Annotated in this window: 15 protein-coding genes and 1 pseudogene; 11 read left to right on the plus strand and 5 right to left on the minus strand. The window is 38.3% G+C overall.

All coding sequences use genetic code 11. The features are described 5' to 3' along the window. Positions 1–35: 35 nt before the first annotated feature. Entirely contained in the window at positions 36–206 is a 171-nt protein-coding gene (locus CN326_RS24500) for a hypothetical protein (RefSeq protein WP_176524526.1), read from the minus strand. A gap of 96 nt (positions 207–302) precedes the next feature. On the opposite strand from CN326_RS24500, the gene CN326_RS03720 reads away from it, so the two are divergent. Further along, on the plus strand, positions 303–2,399 hold the full coding sequence (locus CN326_RS03720; protein ID WP_098306354.1) for a sigma-54 interaction domain-containing protein: 2,097 nt from the start codon (positions 303–305) through the stop codon (positions 2,397–2,399). Positions 2,400–2,555: 156 nt separating this feature from the next. Here the strand turns inward: CN326_RS03720 and CN326_RS03725 are convergent. Continuing rightward, positions 2,556–2,921 (minus strand): annotated as a pseudogene (locus CN326_RS03725) (IS6 family transposase); the annotation flags it as partial. Between the two features lie 626 nt (positions 2,922–3,547). On the opposite strand from CN326_RS03725, the gene CN326_RS03730 reads away from it, so the two are divergent. From CN326_RS03730 to CN326_RS03750, 6 genes are all read left to right on the plus strand, one after another. After that, positions 3,548–7,510 (plus strand): S8 family serine peptidase, encoded by a 3,963-nt coding sequence (locus CN326_RS03730; protein WP_255258088.1) that lies wholly within the window; start codon positions 3,548–3,550, stop codon positions 7,508–7,510. 188 nt (positions 7,511–7,698) lie between these two features. Next, entirely contained in the window at positions 7,699–8,256 is a 558-nt protein-coding gene (locus CN326_RS03735) for a signal peptidase I (protein WP_176524527.1), read from the plus strand. Between the two features lie 29 nt (positions 8,257–8,285). Beyond that, entirely contained in the window at positions 8,286–9,011 is a 726-nt protein-coding gene (locus CN326_RS03740; protein WP_098306360.1) for a hypothetical protein, read from the plus strand. A gap of 17 nt (positions 9,012–9,028) precedes the next feature. After that, positions 9,029–9,154: a hypothetical protein gene (locus CN326_RS24940; protein ID WP_255258089.1), complete on the plus strand. Its 126-nt coding sequence runs from the start codon at positions 9,029–9,031 to the stop codon at positions 9,152–9,154. An 85-nt stretch (positions 9,155–9,239) separates the two neighbouring features. After that, positions 9,240–9,545 carry a TasA family protein gene (locus tag CN326_RS25530; RefSeq protein WP_483295626.1) on the plus strand — a complete coding sequence of 102 codons (306 nt, stop codon included), beginning with the start codon at positions 9,240–9,242 and terminating at the stop codon, positions 9,543–9,545. A 2-nt stretch (positions 9,546–9,547) separates the two neighbouring features. Beyond that, positions 9,548–9,703, plus strand: a complete 156-nt coding sequence (locus CN326_RS03750) for an aspartyl-phosphate phosphatase Spo0E family protein (protein WP_098306362.1) — start codon at positions 9,548–9,550, stop codon at positions 9,701–9,703. Positions 9,704–10,109: 406 nt separating this feature from the next. Here the strand turns inward: CN326_RS03750 and CN326_RS03755 are convergent, their stop codons facing one another. From CN326_RS03755 to CN326_RS03760, 3 genes are all read right to left on the minus strand, one after another. Beyond that, positions 10,110–10,493, minus strand: a complete 384-nt coding sequence (locus CN326_RS03755; protein WP_255258090.1) for a protease inhibitor I9 family protein — start codon at positions 10,491–10,493, stop codon at positions 10,110–10,112. A 296-nt stretch (positions 10,494–10,789) separates the two neighbouring features. Further along, positions 10,790–10,927 (minus strand): hypothetical protein, encoded by a 138-nt coding sequence (locus CN326_RS24505; RefSeq protein WP_176524528.1) that lies wholly within the window; start codon positions 10,925–10,927, stop codon positions 10,790–10,792. A gap of 3 nt (positions 10,928–10,930) precedes the next feature. Further along, positions 10,931–11,848, minus strand: a complete 918-nt coding sequence (locus CN326_RS03760) for an AraC family transcriptional regulator (RefSeq protein WP_098306364.1) — start codon at positions 11,846–11,848, stop codon at positions 10,931–10,933. A gap of 199 nt (positions 11,849–12,047) precedes the next feature. Here CN326_RS03760 and CN326_RS03765 point away from each other — a divergent pair, with 199 nt between their 5' ends. From CN326_RS03765 to CN326_RS03780, 4 genes are read left to right on the plus strand one after another with little or no spacing between them, the layout of a single operon-like run. After that, positions 12,048–12,770 (plus strand): ThuA domain-containing protein, encoded by a 723-nt coding sequence (locus CN326_RS03765; protein ID WP_098306366.1) that lies wholly within the window; start codon positions 12,048–12,050, stop codon positions 12,768–12,770. A gap of 24 nt (positions 12,771–12,794) precedes the next feature. Further along, the gene (locus CN326_RS03770) at positions 12,795–13,820 is read left to right on the plus strand and encodes a Gfo/Idh/MocA family protein (protein WP_098306368.1); all 1,026 of its coding nucleotides are present in this window, start codon (positions 12,795–12,797) and stop codon (positions 13,818–13,820) included. Between the two features lie 12 nt (positions 13,821–13,832). Beyond that, positions 13,833–14,846, plus strand: a complete 1,014-nt coding sequence (locus CN326_RS03775) for a Gfo/Idh/MocA family protein (RefSeq protein ID WP_098306370.1) — start codon at positions 13,833–13,835, stop codon at positions 14,844–14,846. Position 14,847: 1 nt separating this feature from the next. Continuing rightward, positions 14,848–15,816, plus strand: coding sequence for a sugar phosphate isomerase/epimerase family protein (locus CN326_RS03780; RefSeq protein WP_098306372.1), 969 nt, complete (start codon positions 14,848–14,850; stop codon positions 15,814–15,816). Positions 15,817–16,338 lie beyond the last annotated feature (522 nt).

Consider the following 16,338-nt stretch of genomic DNA (forward strand, 5'->3'; position numbering starts at 1 on the left):
GTTATTGGATAACCTAAAATATAACCATTATTATATTATAAACAAGGTTCATAAAAACAGATTTCCGATTGTTTCTGAAAACTGACAATTTCCTCTTGAAGATGATTATTCTTCTGTTGCTCCTTTGCAATCGCCTTATTAAGCTGAACAAAATAAAGGAATATAATTACGGCTACAACTGTAATTATGAACACTCTAGGTTTCATTATTTCCTACCCCTCTATATCCTAGAAATTTGTATCGTTTTACGTTTGTTTTTAGGTTATTATTATTTGAAAAAGGGGTTTTAAGAGGAGAGAAAAATGGGGAGACCAAGTATTTTACTACTAACAAGAGGGGAAAAGCTAGCACAAACCTTTGAGACTAACCTGAGAATGTTTTTCGGTACCAATATTCAGATTTATACCGTTCATGAGCACGGAGAGCTGGATAGCCAATTAGTGGATGAGTGTGATCTGATTCTAGTTTCCGCCGAAAGTATAGTGGATCGTTTACCGAAACTACTCCATGAGCGGGCACTGTTTGCCAGAAGAACCGTTTATTGGCCAAAGCTCGAACAACTGATGGATTTAGCTCCGGGAACCCAATGTCTATTTGTCTCGAACAGTATGGACACGATTGTAGATGCCATTGAGCTTTTGAATCGCCTGGGGTTTGATCATTTGCACTTTATTCCATATGTTGCACAGCCAGCGGAAATTCAGCCTGTACTTGAGGGTATCGATGTGGCAGTTACTCATGGATTAAAAGAACTTGTCCCGGAGACGATTGGTAAAGTGATTGATTTGGGCATACGCCCGATTGATTTGACAACGATTTATGATATTGCTCAACAATTGAATCTTCCTATAGAAAATGCGCATTTCTATACAGCGGAGTTTTTCCGTGATTTTGTCCGCCTTGGAAGAAATTTAGCCAATTCTGTAAACAACGAGAAGCGGTTAAATCAAAAGCTGGAATCCGTATTTAATGCTGTTCATGAAGGGATTATCAGTATGGATGAATGGGGACACATTACGGTTTTTAATGAAGAAGCAGAGAAAATCCTCGGCCTGTCTGCAGAGAATTGCCTTGGAAAGACGTGCTGGGATGTAATCCCTGAGTTTAACCTAAATCAGATTTTTCAGTCCCACGCGGAGGAGTCCAATCAATTATTGGAGATACGGAACAAGGTTCTTTTGGTTACCAAAGTTCCCATGGTGCTGGACGGGCATTTGATGGGCGTCGTTGTTACGTTTCAAGACGTCACGATTGTTCAACGAAATGAACAGGAAATCCGCAAAAATAGCAGCCGTCTGGGATTAACGACAAAATATTCTTTCGAAAATATTATCGGTGTAAGCGGGTCCATCACCTCTGCAAAACAGGTTGCTGTCAGACTGGCAGAAAGTGATTTTACCGTATTGATCACAGGAGAAAACGGTACGGGTAAGGAAGTATTTGCCCAAGCGATTCATAGGTATTCCACCCGGCGGGATGGCCCATTCGTCCCGGTCAATTTTGCCGGCCTTACAGAAAGTTTGGCAGAAAGTGAATTGTTTGGATACGAAGAGGGCTCTTTCACAGGAGCTAAAAAAGGAGGGAAAATGGGTCTATTCGAATTGGCCCATAATGGAACCATTTTTCTAGATGAGATTGGGGATGCTCCTCTCAGTATTCAGGCAGCCTTGCTGCGTGTGCTTCAAGAGCGGCAGGTGATGCGGGTAGGAGGAAATCGCGTAATTCCCATCAATGTCAGGGTGATCGCTGCCACAAACCGAAACCTGAATAGTATGGTGTCGAAGGGTGCTTTTCGGGAAGATTTGTACTATAGACTCAACGTTTTGCCATTAAATATCCCAAATCTTAGGGAACGGCAAGAGGATCTTTTTATCCTCATTGACTATTTCCTTCATAATAATGGGAGAAAGCTACGATTTACACCTGAAGTGAAAAATGTTCTTTTAAACTACAGCTGGCCAGGTAATATTCGGGAGTTGGAAAATTTCATAAAGTATCTGAAGGTAATCGTAGAAGGAGATACAGTAGAATTACAACATATTCCTGAACGTATATTGAATAGCAGCGTCATCTTGTCAACCCCTCACGGTCCAACAGCCGGAGGGGAAACAGTGGAAAGAGAGGACATCCTTCAATTCTTGTCACGCCACGGTTCCCTGATGGATTATGAGGATATATTGACGATTCTGTGGAATATCAGTAAACGGCAGGAGCGGGTGGGACGAACTGTTTTACGCTCATTGCTCTCCCGTCCCTTATCCGAAGCTCAAATTCGCAATAAGCTATCGATTCTCAAACGGTGTGGATGTGTCGCGGTAGGTGTCAAGAAGCAAGGTACAATGATCACTCCTATGGGAATACAGGTTTTACAAAGTATCAGAGAGAAATTAATGAATTGAAGAAGATGCTCCAGTAGTCATCGTTTTGTCTGTCCTAAGGAAGATGTCGTAAATTTAAAAATAGGGAAGTTTTTGATTAGATTTTTTAGCCCTTTGGAAAACTGAAGGGTGCTTCACCACAATAAAGAATAAAATTAAAAATCCGAAAATATGCAATTTTTTATTCGCAATTTGCATACTTTCGGATTTTTTCCATTCACTAAGATAAAAATCAATGGTATTCCCTTCTGAATCAACAGCACGATATAAATACATCCATTGACCTTTTACTTTGATATACGTTTCGTCAACTCTCCATAAGTCATTGATTGGCTTAAGATGACGACGGATTCGTTTATCCAATTCAGGACCATACTGATGAGCCTAGCGCATAATGGTTGTGTGAGCTATGGATAAGCCCCGTTTCTCTCTCATTTCCACCAAATCACGAAACCTAAGTGTGTACCGTAGATACCATCTCACCGTTAATAAAATAATATCAGGTTGATAATGTTTACATTTGAACAAATTTTGGTTTTCCATACTGATCATGCCCCTTTTTTAGAGTAATAGTATCAGTATGTCCAAGATTTAAAGATTCATTGCAAGTGTTTTGAAGTTCTTGCACCAGAACCTGAAAATCTTACACATTAGGGTCAAAATTTTTCGCGAAGGGTTATTGCTGAATATTAAGATTCTTAATTTCTATTACCCCAATTTACAGAATATTTAAAATTGATTAATCTTACTATAAGCACATTGATAGTTTATACCCCTATTATCTTGAATAAGTATAAGGCCATCATGATTGAGATGAAGAAGTAATAGGTTTCTAAAAGATAAGATATGTTGAAGTTTAATAATTTATTCTTTATAAAGAATAAAATTACACTGTGTTTTATGTATATCTCATACATGAAAATAAATTTTTAGGAGGAGAAGTAGGTTTACGTTTAATATTCAGAATTTTTAGAAATGGGTAGTTGATTACCAGTATTCTGAAAAGTTTATCAAAATTGGAAAGAAGGGGTCTTATGGAAATTCATTCATTCATTAAGAAAGCAGCTACTATGGCGTTTGCAGCGGGCTTAATAATCTCACCTATTCATTCGGTACTTTCCACTGAAGCAATAGCACAAGAACTTAAGACAGAGGACATTCTGTCATCTTTGACAAAGGAACAACGTAAAGCATTGAATCAATTGCAAGTGAACAAGCCTACAGGCCTGCAAGGATTCAGTGAGGCGGAGTTAGCGTCGAAAGAAGATATATCCGTCATTGTCCAATTCAAATCGGAGCCTAGTAAAGTAGCTGTATTAGATGCAGCTGCAAAAGGCAAAACATTAAAACATGAAGACGCTGCTGCGAAAGTAGAGAAAGAACATAAAACGTTTAAAGAAGACATCAAAAAATACTTGCCTCAAGAGAACTCTAAAACAAAAAACACTTCTAGCTCCATCACCCAGACATTCAAAGAAGCCTATAACGGCGTATCGATGAAATTGCCAGCCGATCAAGTAAAACTCCTATTGGAATCTGATGTTGTCCAAGCTGTCTACAAAAACCAGACCGTTACGGTTGATCCTATTAAGCAAGATCTTCCAACAGATGTTGATCGAAAAATCACAACTTCTGTTGAGAGTATTCCTTATTTAAAGATTGACAAGTTACATAAGGAAGGCATTACTGGAAAAGGCGTAAAAGTAGCTGTTCTTGATACTGGGATTGACTATAATCACCCTGATTTAAAGGATGCATACAAAGGTGGTTATGATTTTGTAGATAATGATAATGACCCAATGGAAGCAACGTATGTTGATTGGCAGAAATCAGGCGCGCCTGAGTATCAACTTGGAAGTCCCTATTACACATCACATGGTACACATGTCTCTGGAACGATTGCAGGGCAGCACAAAAATGACAGTGAAGTGTCTGTAGAGGGTATCGCACCAGATGCTGACCTTTATGTATACCGTGTTTTAGGACCATATGGAAATGGAACATTTGCAGCGGTTGTTGGAGGGATTGAAAAAACAGTGACAGACGGAATGGATGTCATGAACCTTTCATTAGGGGCACCTGATAACGATCCGTATAATCCAATAAGTACTGCAATTAATTATGCTGTGTTAAATGGTGTAACGGCTGTTATTTCTGCAGGGAATTCTGGTCCAGATTTCAAAACAATAGGATCTCCTGGAACAGCGGCACTGGCACTTACTGTCGGAGCAAGTGATGTTCCAGTTAAGCTAACTTCATTTACAGGAAGCATTTCAGGAAACTGGTCCACTGAGCTCATCAGCATGGGAAGGAGCTATGCAGATAATTTCTCCACATTAAATGGGCAATCACTTGAGCTTGTCGATGTAGGCTTAGGTTCACAAGGAGATTATGCAGACAAAGATGTTAAAGGGAAAATCGCTTTCGTTCAACGCGGGAACTTTGCCCTCAATGACAAAATCAAATTTGCAAAAGAACATGGGGCAGCCGCTGTTATTATGTATAACAATGTTGATGGACAGATAGGCCTTAATCTAGGGGAATCGACTGAATTTGTTCCGGCTTTCTCTATGACAAAAGGGGCTGGAGAGCAATTAAAAGCGAAAATAGCTGAAGGAAACAAGACCTTTACGTTCTCCAACTTGAAAGATATCGTAACCGAAGGAGATAAATTAGCTGACTTCAGTTCAAGAGGGCCAACCAATCGTACTTATGATATGAAACCAGAGGTCGTTGCTCCTGGGGTGAGCGTGCTTTCTACAGTCCCTTCTTATATTACGAACCCTAAAAATCAAGAAGACTATAAATATGCCTATGAGCGTCTTTCCGGAACATCGATGGCTGCCCCACACACGACCGGAATTGCCGCATTATTATTACAGGCGAATCCGAAGCTTGATCCAGATGATATTAAAACAATACTTATGAATACGGCAGATCCGTTAAAGGACAAGTATAGTTTGTTTGAAGTGGGAGCAGGTCGTGTAGACCCTTATCAAGCCATTCATGGTCAAATGAAAATGCAAGTGACCGAGGACACCCGCATACCAGATGGCGAAGATTTCATGACGGTTAAAAATCCATCCGGTGATATAAGCTTTGGCCTTTACAAACGTTCGGAAATCGGCAATATTCGTGCGAATAAAAACATAAGCTTCACAAACAACAGTGACATCACCAAAAATTTCACTGTTTCTGTAGAAGAAAATGTAGCGGAAGGTACGACGAACAGCCTGAGTAAAAATGGTATTGTCGTTAGCACCAGCAAAAGCATTACAGTAAACGCCAACAAAGAAGTAAAACAAAATGTATTTTTGACAGTGCCAAAGACGGCAAAACCGGGTCTATACGAAGGGTTTATCGTACTGACGAATAAAGCGGATTCATCCGATAAGTATCGCATTCCATTTAATCTCATAATTGTGAATGATGCAGGCTATTCTTTAGATATCGTTGCGCCTTCCTTTTTACCGAAATATTTAAAGCAAGATCCAAGCAAACGTCCGCCTAACTATAATTATCTTGCTTATGCCAAATTTATGACACACGAACCCTTGAAAACAATGGATATAACCCTGCAAGATGGAGAAACAGGAAAAGATTTAGGTTTTGTCGGAACGTTGGAGGAAGCAAGTTCTCTTCCAAAGGATACAGAATTTCTCCTATCAGTCTTTACTGGGACGTACTATGCATTTACAGGGGACCCTAAACAGCCTATTGCAAAAGAAAAGAGTTATGCAAAACCTGGCCACTATAAGTTGACTATTACGGCTGTAAATCAAGCTGGAAAAGTGACGAAAGAAGTGAAGGATGTTTTCATTGATGTTGAAGATCCTACATTTACAAGTTCATTAGATGGACCGTCTCCGTTCATTGAATACAAACCAGGTCAACAAACGTATCCATTCAATATTCAAATTACCGATCCTCTCGTGGAAGAAATGCAGAAAGTAGGAATAGAAATCGACCAATCCTCGAATGAGGTGCTTCCTAATTGGGACCCTAAGAAACCTCTCTATCCGATTTCTATGAATAAGGACGGAAAATGGGCAGGTGTAGTTGCCCTGGATGAAGGCGTTCCAGCACTGAGATATACATTAGATGGATTTGATTTTGCCGGTAATTTACCACTAACAAAAGAATATTTCTTTGTCAAAGAAGGGACACCTGTTACGTATGCAAAAAGCGATATCAAAAAAGTAAAAACAGGTGAAACGATTAAAGGCCAATTATTCTTGGATAATGTAAGCGATGCGAAAGAAGTGGTTTGGAACTTGAAAGAGCAATATGGCAATGCAATGGATTTAGTCGATGCCAAACTTGCGAATGGAGTTTCAGACAAAGCAACCATAACAGTGAATGGAGACGAGGTAAAGGTTGTCTTTAACGATTCCAATTTGACATTTGATCATACGGCAGTTGTGGATGTTACATTAAAGATAAGGGATGAAATCTTCACTTTAGATGCTAGCATCAATCCAACGGCTACTGTAATAAATAGTCAAAATCAAACTAGCAAACTACTTAACGCCGGTTACAATTTTGAAATTCTGCCGCAATTCAATGCCGCTTCTGGCCGAGTATTGCCGGACGCATTCCGCACTAGTCCGTATAGCTCTACTATTGATAAAAAAGATTGGACAAAGGTTGGGGCATCGCTAAAGCTCACGGGTTCAAGCGGATTTACTTTTGACGCTACTTCTTCAATCAACGAAGAGGGATATTACGGAGTAGGAAAGCTTCCATTAAGCAAGGATCCATATACTTTAGATATTAAAGTACCTGGTCACTTTGAGGTTCACAGCAAACAACCGATTGGGTTTGAATATAAGGGAGAACTTTTTGGTCAAAAGCTTTATATCGACCCATATTATATTGATATTAAAGCTGGTGATGTCAACCAAGATAACGTCATTGATGTTTTAGACGCGATTGAAATTCAAAAAGCTTGGCAGACGAGCAACCGTGCGGCGGATATTAATTTTGATGGTATTGTTGATGCGAAAGACATCGGCTTTGTTAAAGAGAATTACTTATTGCAAAACAAATATGCTGAAAATCCACCAGCTGCAAAAGAAACGCATGATGGTAAGACATTAGAAAGTATTTTGAAAGAGTTGGGAATTCAGTAAATAGAATGCACTTTATTCATCGAATTGTAAACTAATTCATTCCCCTACTACTGTGTTCGAGAAACATTTCTTGATTGAAAGTGGTAGGGGGCAATTAAGTGATAGTAAATTTACGGAATTATATTAATCTTCCAACATCAATAACAATGAGAAAACAACACAAAAATAATGATGTTAGGAGCCAAATTATGAAAAGAAAAACAATAAAATGGCTTTCAAATATTATTTTACTTATTTTTTTTCTATTAACTGTCTATATCGGTGTTACGGTGTATCAATCTAGTAAAAATCCCGGCAGCTTACCGCGTTTTTTTGGATACACACCATTAACGGTTCTTTCTAATAGTATGCAGCCGCATCTTCAATCGGGAGATCTTGTATTTATTAAAAAAGTAGAATTCGAAGATATAAAAGTGAATGATGTTATAACCTTTAAAGAATCAGATAGAAAATTCATTACACATAGAGTAATAGATGTTAAAGAACAAGATGGACAAGCTGGTTTGGTGACAAAAGGTGACAACAACAATGTTGAGGATTCTATGATTGTCACGAAGGATCATTTCGTTGGAAAACAAGTAGCTGCAATACCTAAACTCGGATATGTATCAAATTTTGCAAGCAGTCCGATCGGGTTTTTGCTGTTCATCACCATTCCTCTCACAGGCTACATCTGTCTAACGGTTTTTGAACGTCTTTCCCGAAAAGAAAAACAGCATACGAATGAAGAAATTGTATACAAATAAAAACTATTTTAAGTTGGAGGAATTATTTTATGAAAATCGCTAAAGCAAAGAAAGCGTTATTAGGCACAACACTTGCTGGTGCAATTGCAGTTGCAGCAAGCTATGGAACGTATTCTTGGTTTACTTCTGAAACAACTGTTAAAGGTAAAATCACAAATACAATTGTGCAGCTTAATAATGGTGAAGATATGAAGGGGAACCTTGTTGCAGCTGGAAATTTTGCACCATCACAACTAGTATTTGGAGATTGGCTAACTATTGATAACACAGGGACAGCTGATACATTCTTACAAGCAAAACTGAAGGAATCATTAGATAAACCTCTTTCATTAGATACGTACAAAGTGGGTTATGTTGCAATTAAATACAAAGTGAAACCAACGCAAGACGTATTAAAAGAATCACAAATGAAACTAGAAGAATTATTCGAAGGAACTACGAATGAAGTACAGCCTTCTCTAGCTTCAGCTAAACTTCCAGAAGGTGTAGAAATAGTAACTGGTTTCTTGAATGCTCCTAAAGCAGCTGGCTTTGCTGCTGCTGCAGCTGTTGGCGAAAAAGAAATTCTTTTGGGTGATGGTGCAGAATCAGGGAAAGACAACGAATTCTGGAATTTAGAAACAGATGAATACATTGATATTTCATTTGGCGTAAAGCTTGATGAGTCAGCACCGAATGATTATCAAGGTGTAACATACTCTGCTAAGCTATCTGTTAAAGCGAAACAAAAAGACGATGGTGCTTTATACGAGTAATGTAATGATCAAAACAGATGATTGAGAAAAACTTCTTACAAAAAGAAGTGGGCGTTCCTGAAACGGTGAAGCCAAAAGAAACAATCGGCAAAAAAGGCTTAGAGTACTTCCTTCGTTTGATTGTTCTTGAACCAAAAAAATAAACAGGTACAGCAACTGGTACGTTATAACATCTCATGTGCAAACTATAGATAAATCATAGATAATCTATATGATAACTAAGAATCGGTGACGCTTCATTATGACGTTGCCGGTTTTTTACCCTTTATATCTCTATTCTGTAGGAATAAGCAGAGAAAAGGGGTTGCAGATGTTACTCTAGATTTGAGCGTTGACCCGCCAGTTGTCATGAGTGTTGACAAAATCAAGCGCGGCTTTCAATTAATAAATAAAATTACTTTAAAAGTCAAGGACGTTCACCTTATTGCTGATTATACTGTAACAGGTGCAAAAGATAACAACGGGGCAGCTAATTTCGGCAGTCACATCAAGATAAAATTCTTACTGGAGAGTTATTCGAATGGAGGGTTATAGGGATGGCTACTTTATTACAACAAGTAACACAAGAGATAGAGAAAAAGAGAAATGAATTATTTGATATTTATAAGCGGTATGGGTTTCTTCATTCCAAAACCATTCAATGTAGTCAAGAGTTAGACAAGTTATTAAATCAAATCAGTTATTCAAAGTAAGGCATGTTGGGGTGTAGTATTAAGTCATTCTCTATACAGGCTAACGAATTTTGGTGCAAAAGCTTTGCGTTCTGGGGTATTACTTATACTTGAAGCAGTATGGGGATCCAACCTCATATCCATCAACTTAAGATTCATTTTTATATAAAATTTACGGCTTTAAAGTAACAACAAATCCGAAAACAGTAACTGTATTGCAGCAATGATAAAAAATATAAAAAGACCGGCCTCACTATTGAAGTGAACCATATAGGACATGAAAAAATACCTCTTATATCGTATTTTATTAGTACGAATATACAGAGGTGTTTCTTTTTACGGGAACAGAACTGGATAATATCAGCGATAGGTGGGAGAGGTTCAATGGTTGACGAAGGGCGAACTACGCGCTCCATTGAATAAAACTCTAATCAAGATAAGTTGGTTGAGGTGGTGGATCTAGATGGTATTCCTGATTTGTATAAATGGCATTGATTTCTGTGGATTGTAACAATGTTATAATCTCATTCGCTGGCAACTCCATGGCAACTCCGTTAAACGCAGATTTATAGGTATGAGTAATGGAATAGGGAATTTGCTTCTGATCTAAAAATCTTTTTACATCCTTTTGAAATCGTGCATGACTATCCTCTACGTTCTGTTTGGCCTCTTCTAATGTTAAAGAAACACCGTTCACCTCTGCCAAGGCGACAGCGACTTTTGCCGGTTTTGTTTTAAATTGAATAATAATTGAAATCGTCTTTTTACTATTCATATCAATTTTTGGATCGATATATATAGCTGAAGTCATTACTTCTTCCCCCTTGTTTTCTTGCCGTTTCTCCATGTTTTTATAATCATGTGAATCCGTTTCCCCACAGTCTGCCAGGGACAAAAGGCAAATGAACGATAGAAAATGATAGTACTTTCTCATAGTCATATCAGCCTTCCTTATATAGGGTAATTCCATAATTTTCCTTTTGGCATATTATACCAAGTTTTAACGTAGTTTATGTTCATTTCGCGGTAAACATCAAGTAACTTCAAAATATACAATGATAAATAAATTCGGCGAAATCATCTAAATTTCCTTTTTATATATGATTTTTATAGAATGGTTCTCGCATGTACAGCTTGATGCTCTTGTTTTTGGTGAAAAGCAAATCCATATTTTACACAATATGCATACTCTACTGTTAAATTAGTAGAAACTGAAACTGCAAGTCCAACGAATCTAGCGTACATTGTTTATTCTTTTTTAGCTTCCAATTCATTTTGCATGCGTTGTTTAAATTCCTTTGGAGAGCATTGATTATACCTTTTAAAAAGTTTATAGAACTGAGCCATGTTGGAGATACCAACCTCATAACCTACATTTGTAATACTAAGATCACTTGTCATTAATAAACATTCAGCTTTTTTGATTCGCTTATAATTAACGTAATCAATAAATGAAGTACCGATAACTTTTTTGAAGTACTTTATAAAATAATGGTAGCTAAGTCCTAGTAATGAGCAAGCTTCTTCTACAGTAATCTTATCTTCCAGATGTTTGTCTACATATTCAAGAACTGGCCGCAGTCGGTTCAGACCAATTCCCTCTGTATAGTTTAATATGTTGCGTGTATCATTTCTTAAGAGTAATAGCATCATTCGCTTAATAGCAGAACTAATGGCAATTTCATATCCTCTCATTTGTGTTTGTGATTCTTGAAAGATTTCCATAATTAAAGTATATATTTCATCTCTTACAGTTTGTTTTTCTTCAAAAATATAGTTTATTTCATTCAAAGGTTTCGTTTGTTCAGAGAAACAGTATATGTACGGCATGATACTTTCATCGAAGTGTTTCCCTAAATCGATTTGAAACACTACATATCGTAAATCGTCCATCAGTGGTTTATGAGAACGATGCGGCTGAGATGCCCCTAAAACGATGACATCGCCTGGGCCCATTAGAATATACTCGTTTTTACTTTGTATCCCCAAATTCCCTTCAACGACGGCAATAAATTCTACTTCTTTATGATAATGCCAAGGGTGTTTCTCTATCGTACTGAAATGATGTTTTTTCATATTAATTTCCCATATTTTTAGAAACAGCAACGGATTTTGATAAATGACTTTTTCATTAATAACTTCTAAATCGTTTTCTATTAAAGTCATACGCAATTTCTCCCCTTTAGAACATGCCACTTTTGTAAATAAAACATATCATAATTCTTCTTATTTTCTCTTTCGATTTTTAATAACTAAAAAAAATGATGACACTTTTGAATAAAAAGACAGCTAAATTAAGCATATCCTTCATTACTTATCTTTTCTATACTAATCACAAATAAAGTGAAAAAGGGGTGTTGTCACAATGTTAAAAGTAACTGTATGGAATGAAAATCGACATGAACAAATCAATCCTGTTGTAAATGAAATATATCCGAATGGAATTCATGGTACGATTGCAGAATTTTTAACGGAAGCAGGATTCGAAGTAAAAACGGCTACTTTAGATGAATCAGAACATGGATTAACAGATGAAGTATTAGAGCAGTCGGATGTATTAGTATATATGGCACATGAAGAAGTAGCAGATGAAATCGTTGAAAAGGTAAAACAACGTGTATTAGGCGGAATGGGATTAATTGTTTTGCATTCAGGTCATTTCTCGAAGATTTTCAAAACATTAATGGGAACAAGCTGCGATCTAAAATGGCGTGAAGCGGATGAAAAAGAACGTTTATGGGTTGTAGAGCCAAGCCATCCAATTGCAGAAGGAATTTCAGAATTCATTGAACTTGAACGTGAAGAAATGTACGGTGAACACTTTGATATTCCGGCGCCGGATGAATTGATATTTACAAGCTGGTTTGAAGGCGGGGAAATTTTTAGAAGCGGCTGCACATATAAAAGAGGGAATGGCAAAGTGTTCTATTTTAGACCAGGACATGAAACATACCCAACGTACCATAATAAAGAGATTCAACGCGTGATCATAAATGCGATTCAATGGGCAAAACCAGTAGAAAGAGAACGTCCTGTTTACGGTAATGCCAAGCCGATTGAACAAATTGCTGTAAAAACGAATAAGTAAACTGAAACAAAGGGGATAAAGGTCATGGAGAAAATAAAAGTAGCGGTTATTGGTTGTGGAAGCATTGCGAAGTATCGTCATTTACCAGAGTATCAATTCAATGAAAATGTAGAACTAGTCGCAGTTTGTGATGTAAATGAAGAACGTGTAAATAGCGTAGCAAAGCAATACGGCGTAAAAGCGTATACAAAATACGAAGAGCTGTTAGCTAGCGGCACCGTGGACGCGGTTAGTGTATGTACACCAAACTATCTGCATGCGCCTATTTCGATTGCAGCTTTAAACAGCGGCGTTCATGTATTATGTGAAAAGCCGATGGCCACATCGGAAGAAGAAGCAAAAGCAATGATTGAAGCAGCGAAACTAAATGGTAAAAAACTAATGATCGGACACAATCAGCGCTTTGTCGCATCTCATCAAAAAGCGCGCGAGCTGATTCAAAATGGTGAAATCGGTAAAATCTATAGCTTCCGTACAGCTTTTGGTCATGGCGGACCAGAAGGATGGAGCGCGGACGGCAAAGAAAGCTGGTTCTTTAAAAAAGAAGAAGCGTTTATTGGGGCGATGGGAGACTTAGGCGTTCACAAAACAGATTTACTTCGTTACTTACTCGGAGAAGAATTTGTAGAAGTTGGCGCATTTGTTGAAAGCAATGCAAAAGATTTTGCTGATGTTGATGATAACGCAGTATGTGTATTAAAAACAGAAAGCGGTATTATCGGAACGCTTGCAGCAAGCTGGGCTTATACGAGTAAAGAAGATAACTCAACGATTATTTACGGTGAGAAAGCAATTATTCGTCTAGAAGAACATCCAGTCTATTCATTAATCGTTCAATATGCGACAGGAGAAGTTGTTAATTATGAACTAGGGAAAATTCAGTCCAATGATGAAGGTGGGCAAAGTAACTCTCACGTGATTGAAGAGTTTATACAAGCAATTTTGCATGATGAAGAACCAGCTGTTCCAGGTGAAGAAGGACTTAAATCTCTTTCTGTCATTTTAGCAGCTTTACAATCAAGCCAAACAAAACAAATTACGCGCGTATAAGAGGTGAATACCGTGAGAATCGGCATAATTGGAGCAGGGGGAATTGCCACTGGGCGGCATATTCCAGCGTTTAAACAACTAGGTGATGAATGCGTCATTTGGGGCGTGAGTGACATTAATCATGAAAGAGCTACAGAGGTAGCGAATGAGTTTGATATCCCGCAAGTATTTGCTGATTATAAAGATATGCTTACAGAAGTAGATGCTGTATGTATTTGTACGCCGAATAAATTCCATGCTGAATTTGCAGTTGAGGCTTTGAAAGCAGGTGTTCATGTATTATGTGAAAAACCAATGGCGCTATGTAAGCAGCAGTGCGAAGATATGCTGGAAGCTTCCAAAAAAGCTGATAGAAAGCTGGCAATTGCCTATCATTATCGTTTTATGAAAGAAGCACAAGCAGCAAAAAGAATGATGACAGAAGTAGGTCGTCCTCTCGTAGCGCGCGTAAAAGCGATGCGGCGCCGCAAAGTTCCTGGGTGGGGAGTATTTACGAATAAAGAACTGCAAGGCGGAGGAAGTTTAATAGATTATGGATGTCATTTACTTGATTTATCTCTTTGGCTAATGGGAAATCCAAAACATACAGCGGTTCTTGGAAGTGCGTACAACGAATTAAGTAGAACACCTGGTCAGTTAAATCAATGGGGAACATTTGATCATGAGACATTTCATGTGGATGATCATGTAACCGCTTATATGAAATTCGAAAACGGTGCTTCATTGCTGCTCGAAACGTCTTGGTCTGCCAATATTGAAGATGACGAAGAACATGTTAGCATTTCCGGTGTAGACGGAGGGATTAACGTTTTTCCACTTAAACTTTACACAACGAAAAACGGCATGCTAATGAACAGTAAGGCAACTTGGATAGAGGGAGAAGAGGATTATAGTTTTATGCAGGCTAAAAACTTCATTGATGCCTGCAATGGAAAAGCTGAGTTAGTAGTGAAACCGGAAGAAGCGCTTCAAGTCTCAGCTATTATCGATGAAATATATGAAACGAGTCAAATAGGGGGAAAATAAAATGAAACTAGGCGTATTTACCGTTTTATTTGCAGATCATTCATTTGAAAAGATGTTAGATAAAGTAAAAGCAGCAGGTCTTCACGCCGTTGAAATTGGAACGGGCTGTTATCCTGGAAATCATCACTGCCCATTAGATGAACTGCTTGAAGATAAGGATAAAAGAGAAGCATATCTAAAAAAAGTAACGGATCGAGAGCTGATCATTAGCGCATTTAGCTGTCACGGCAATCCAATCTCACCGGAAGAAGGCTTTGCGAAAGAGTCTGACGATACACTTCGTAAAACGATTCAATTAGCATCGCTGCTAAACGTGCCGGTCGTAAACTGTTTTTCCGGAACAGCAGGGGATCACGAGGGAGCGAAATATCCAAACTGGCCCGTTACCCCGTGGCCAAATGAATATGCAGATGTATTCACTTGGCAGTGGGAAAATAAGCTGATTCCTTATTGGAAAGAGCTCGGGGAATATGCGGAAAAACATAACGTGAAAATTGGTTTAGAATTGCACGGCGGATTTTTAGTGCATACACCGTATACGCTATTAAAGCTTCGTGAAAAAACAAGCAAAGCAATTGGCGCCAACTTAGATCCAAGTCATCTATGGTGGCAAGGTATCGATCCTGTCGGAGCCATTAAAATTTTAGCAAAAGAAAATGCGATTCATCATTTTCATGCGAAGGACACGTACTTGGATCAAGACAATATTAACATGTATGGCCTAACAGATATGCAGCCGTACGGAGAAGTACAAACGCGTGCTTGGACATTTCGATCAGTCGGATGCGGCCATGATATGAAAGAGTGGTCAAATATGATGAGTGCACTTCGTACGTACGGATATGACTACGTCGTAAGCATCGAACATGAAGACCCAATCATGTCGATTGAAGAAGGATTTAAACGCGCGGTTACGAATTTGAAAAGCGTATTAATAGAAGAAACACCTTCGCAAATGTGGTGGGTGTAGGAGGTACGGAAACGATTCGTACTTTCAGGTGCTGTATTTCAAAAATGAACCATTTTGATAAATGTATTTGAGAAGCTTTTTAGCATTGAGGGGATAGTATCAGCGTAGTTGTCACCACCCGCAAACACATATAAGAACAGCCAATGAAAGTTCCAAAATGGTGTGAGCACACTGGTACTGGACTTCTTTCAAAGCCCCCCGTAAAAGAACTTGATTAGGCTTCATCTCTTGAGAGGTAGAACGAAGGAATGTAAGGGCATAGACTCAGGGAGATATGGGGAGGTTAAACGTAAGGGTATATGTGGAGATCCACTTGTGCCCATAGTTTTTTTATGGGGTGACCGCCACCTCTATTTCCGACAATAGGTCAATCTCATATTTTGCTCTTATCCATATGTGCTTCGTACGTAAAAGGTGAAACGTAGAAAACATTAATTTATTGAAGGAGAGATGAACATTGAAGGCTTATTGTAGGCATCCCTTTGATACGTCGTTACCAGTCACAATCTCTCAAGGGTGTGG

It is taken from the genome of Bacillus sp. AFS018417 (genome assembly GCF_002560985.1).
Lineage (GTDB): Bacteria > Bacillota > Bacilli > Bacillales > Bacillaceae_G > Bacillus_A > Bacillus_A rhizoplanae.

Coding starts and splice junctions, on each gene's coding strand:
- CN326_RS24500 (WP_176524526.1), bottom strand. CDS start 206: ATGAAACCTAGAGTGTTCATAATTACAGTTGTAGCCGTAATTATATTC.
- CN326_RS03720 (WP_098306354.1), top strand. CDS start 303: ATGGGGAGACCAAGTATTTTACTACTAACAAGAGGGGAAAAGCTAGCA.
- CN326_RS03735 (WP_176524527.1), top strand. CDS start 7,699: ATGAAAAGAAAAACAATAAAATGGCTTTCAAATATTATTTTACTTATT.
- CN326_RS03740 (WP_098306360.1), top strand. CDS start 8,286: ATGAAAATCGCTAAAGCAAAGAAAGCGTTATTAGGCACAACACTTGCT.
- CN326_RS24940 (WP_255258089.1), top strand. CDS start 9,029: ATGATTGAGAAAAACTTCTTACAAAAAGAAGTGGGCGTTCCTGAAACG.
- CN326_RS03750 (WP_098306362.1), top strand. CDS start 9,548: ATGGCTACTTTATTACAACAAGTAACACAAGAGATAGAGAAAAAGAGA.
- CN326_RS03755 (WP_255258090.1), bottom strand. CDS start 10,493: ATGACTTCAGCTATATATATCGATCCAAAAATTGATATGAATAGTAAA.
- CN326_RS24505 (WP_176524528.1), bottom strand. CDS start 10,927: ATGTACGCTAGATTCGTTGGACTTGCAGTTTCAGTTTCTACTAATTTA.
- CN326_RS03760 (WP_098306364.1), bottom strand. CDS start 11,848: ATGACTTTAATAGAAAACGATTTAGAAGTTATTAATGAAAAAGTCATT.
- CN326_RS03765 (WP_098306366.1), top strand. CDS start 12,048: ATGTTAAAAGTAACTGTATGGAATGAAAATCGACATGAACAAATCAAT.
- CN326_RS03770 (WP_098306368.1), top strand. CDS start 12,795: ATGGAGAAAATAAAAGTAGCGGTTATTGGTTGTGGAAGCATTGCGAAG.
- CN326_RS03780 (WP_098306372.1), top strand. CDS start 14,848: ATGAAACTAGGCGTATTTACCGTTTTATTTGCAGATCATTCATTTGAA.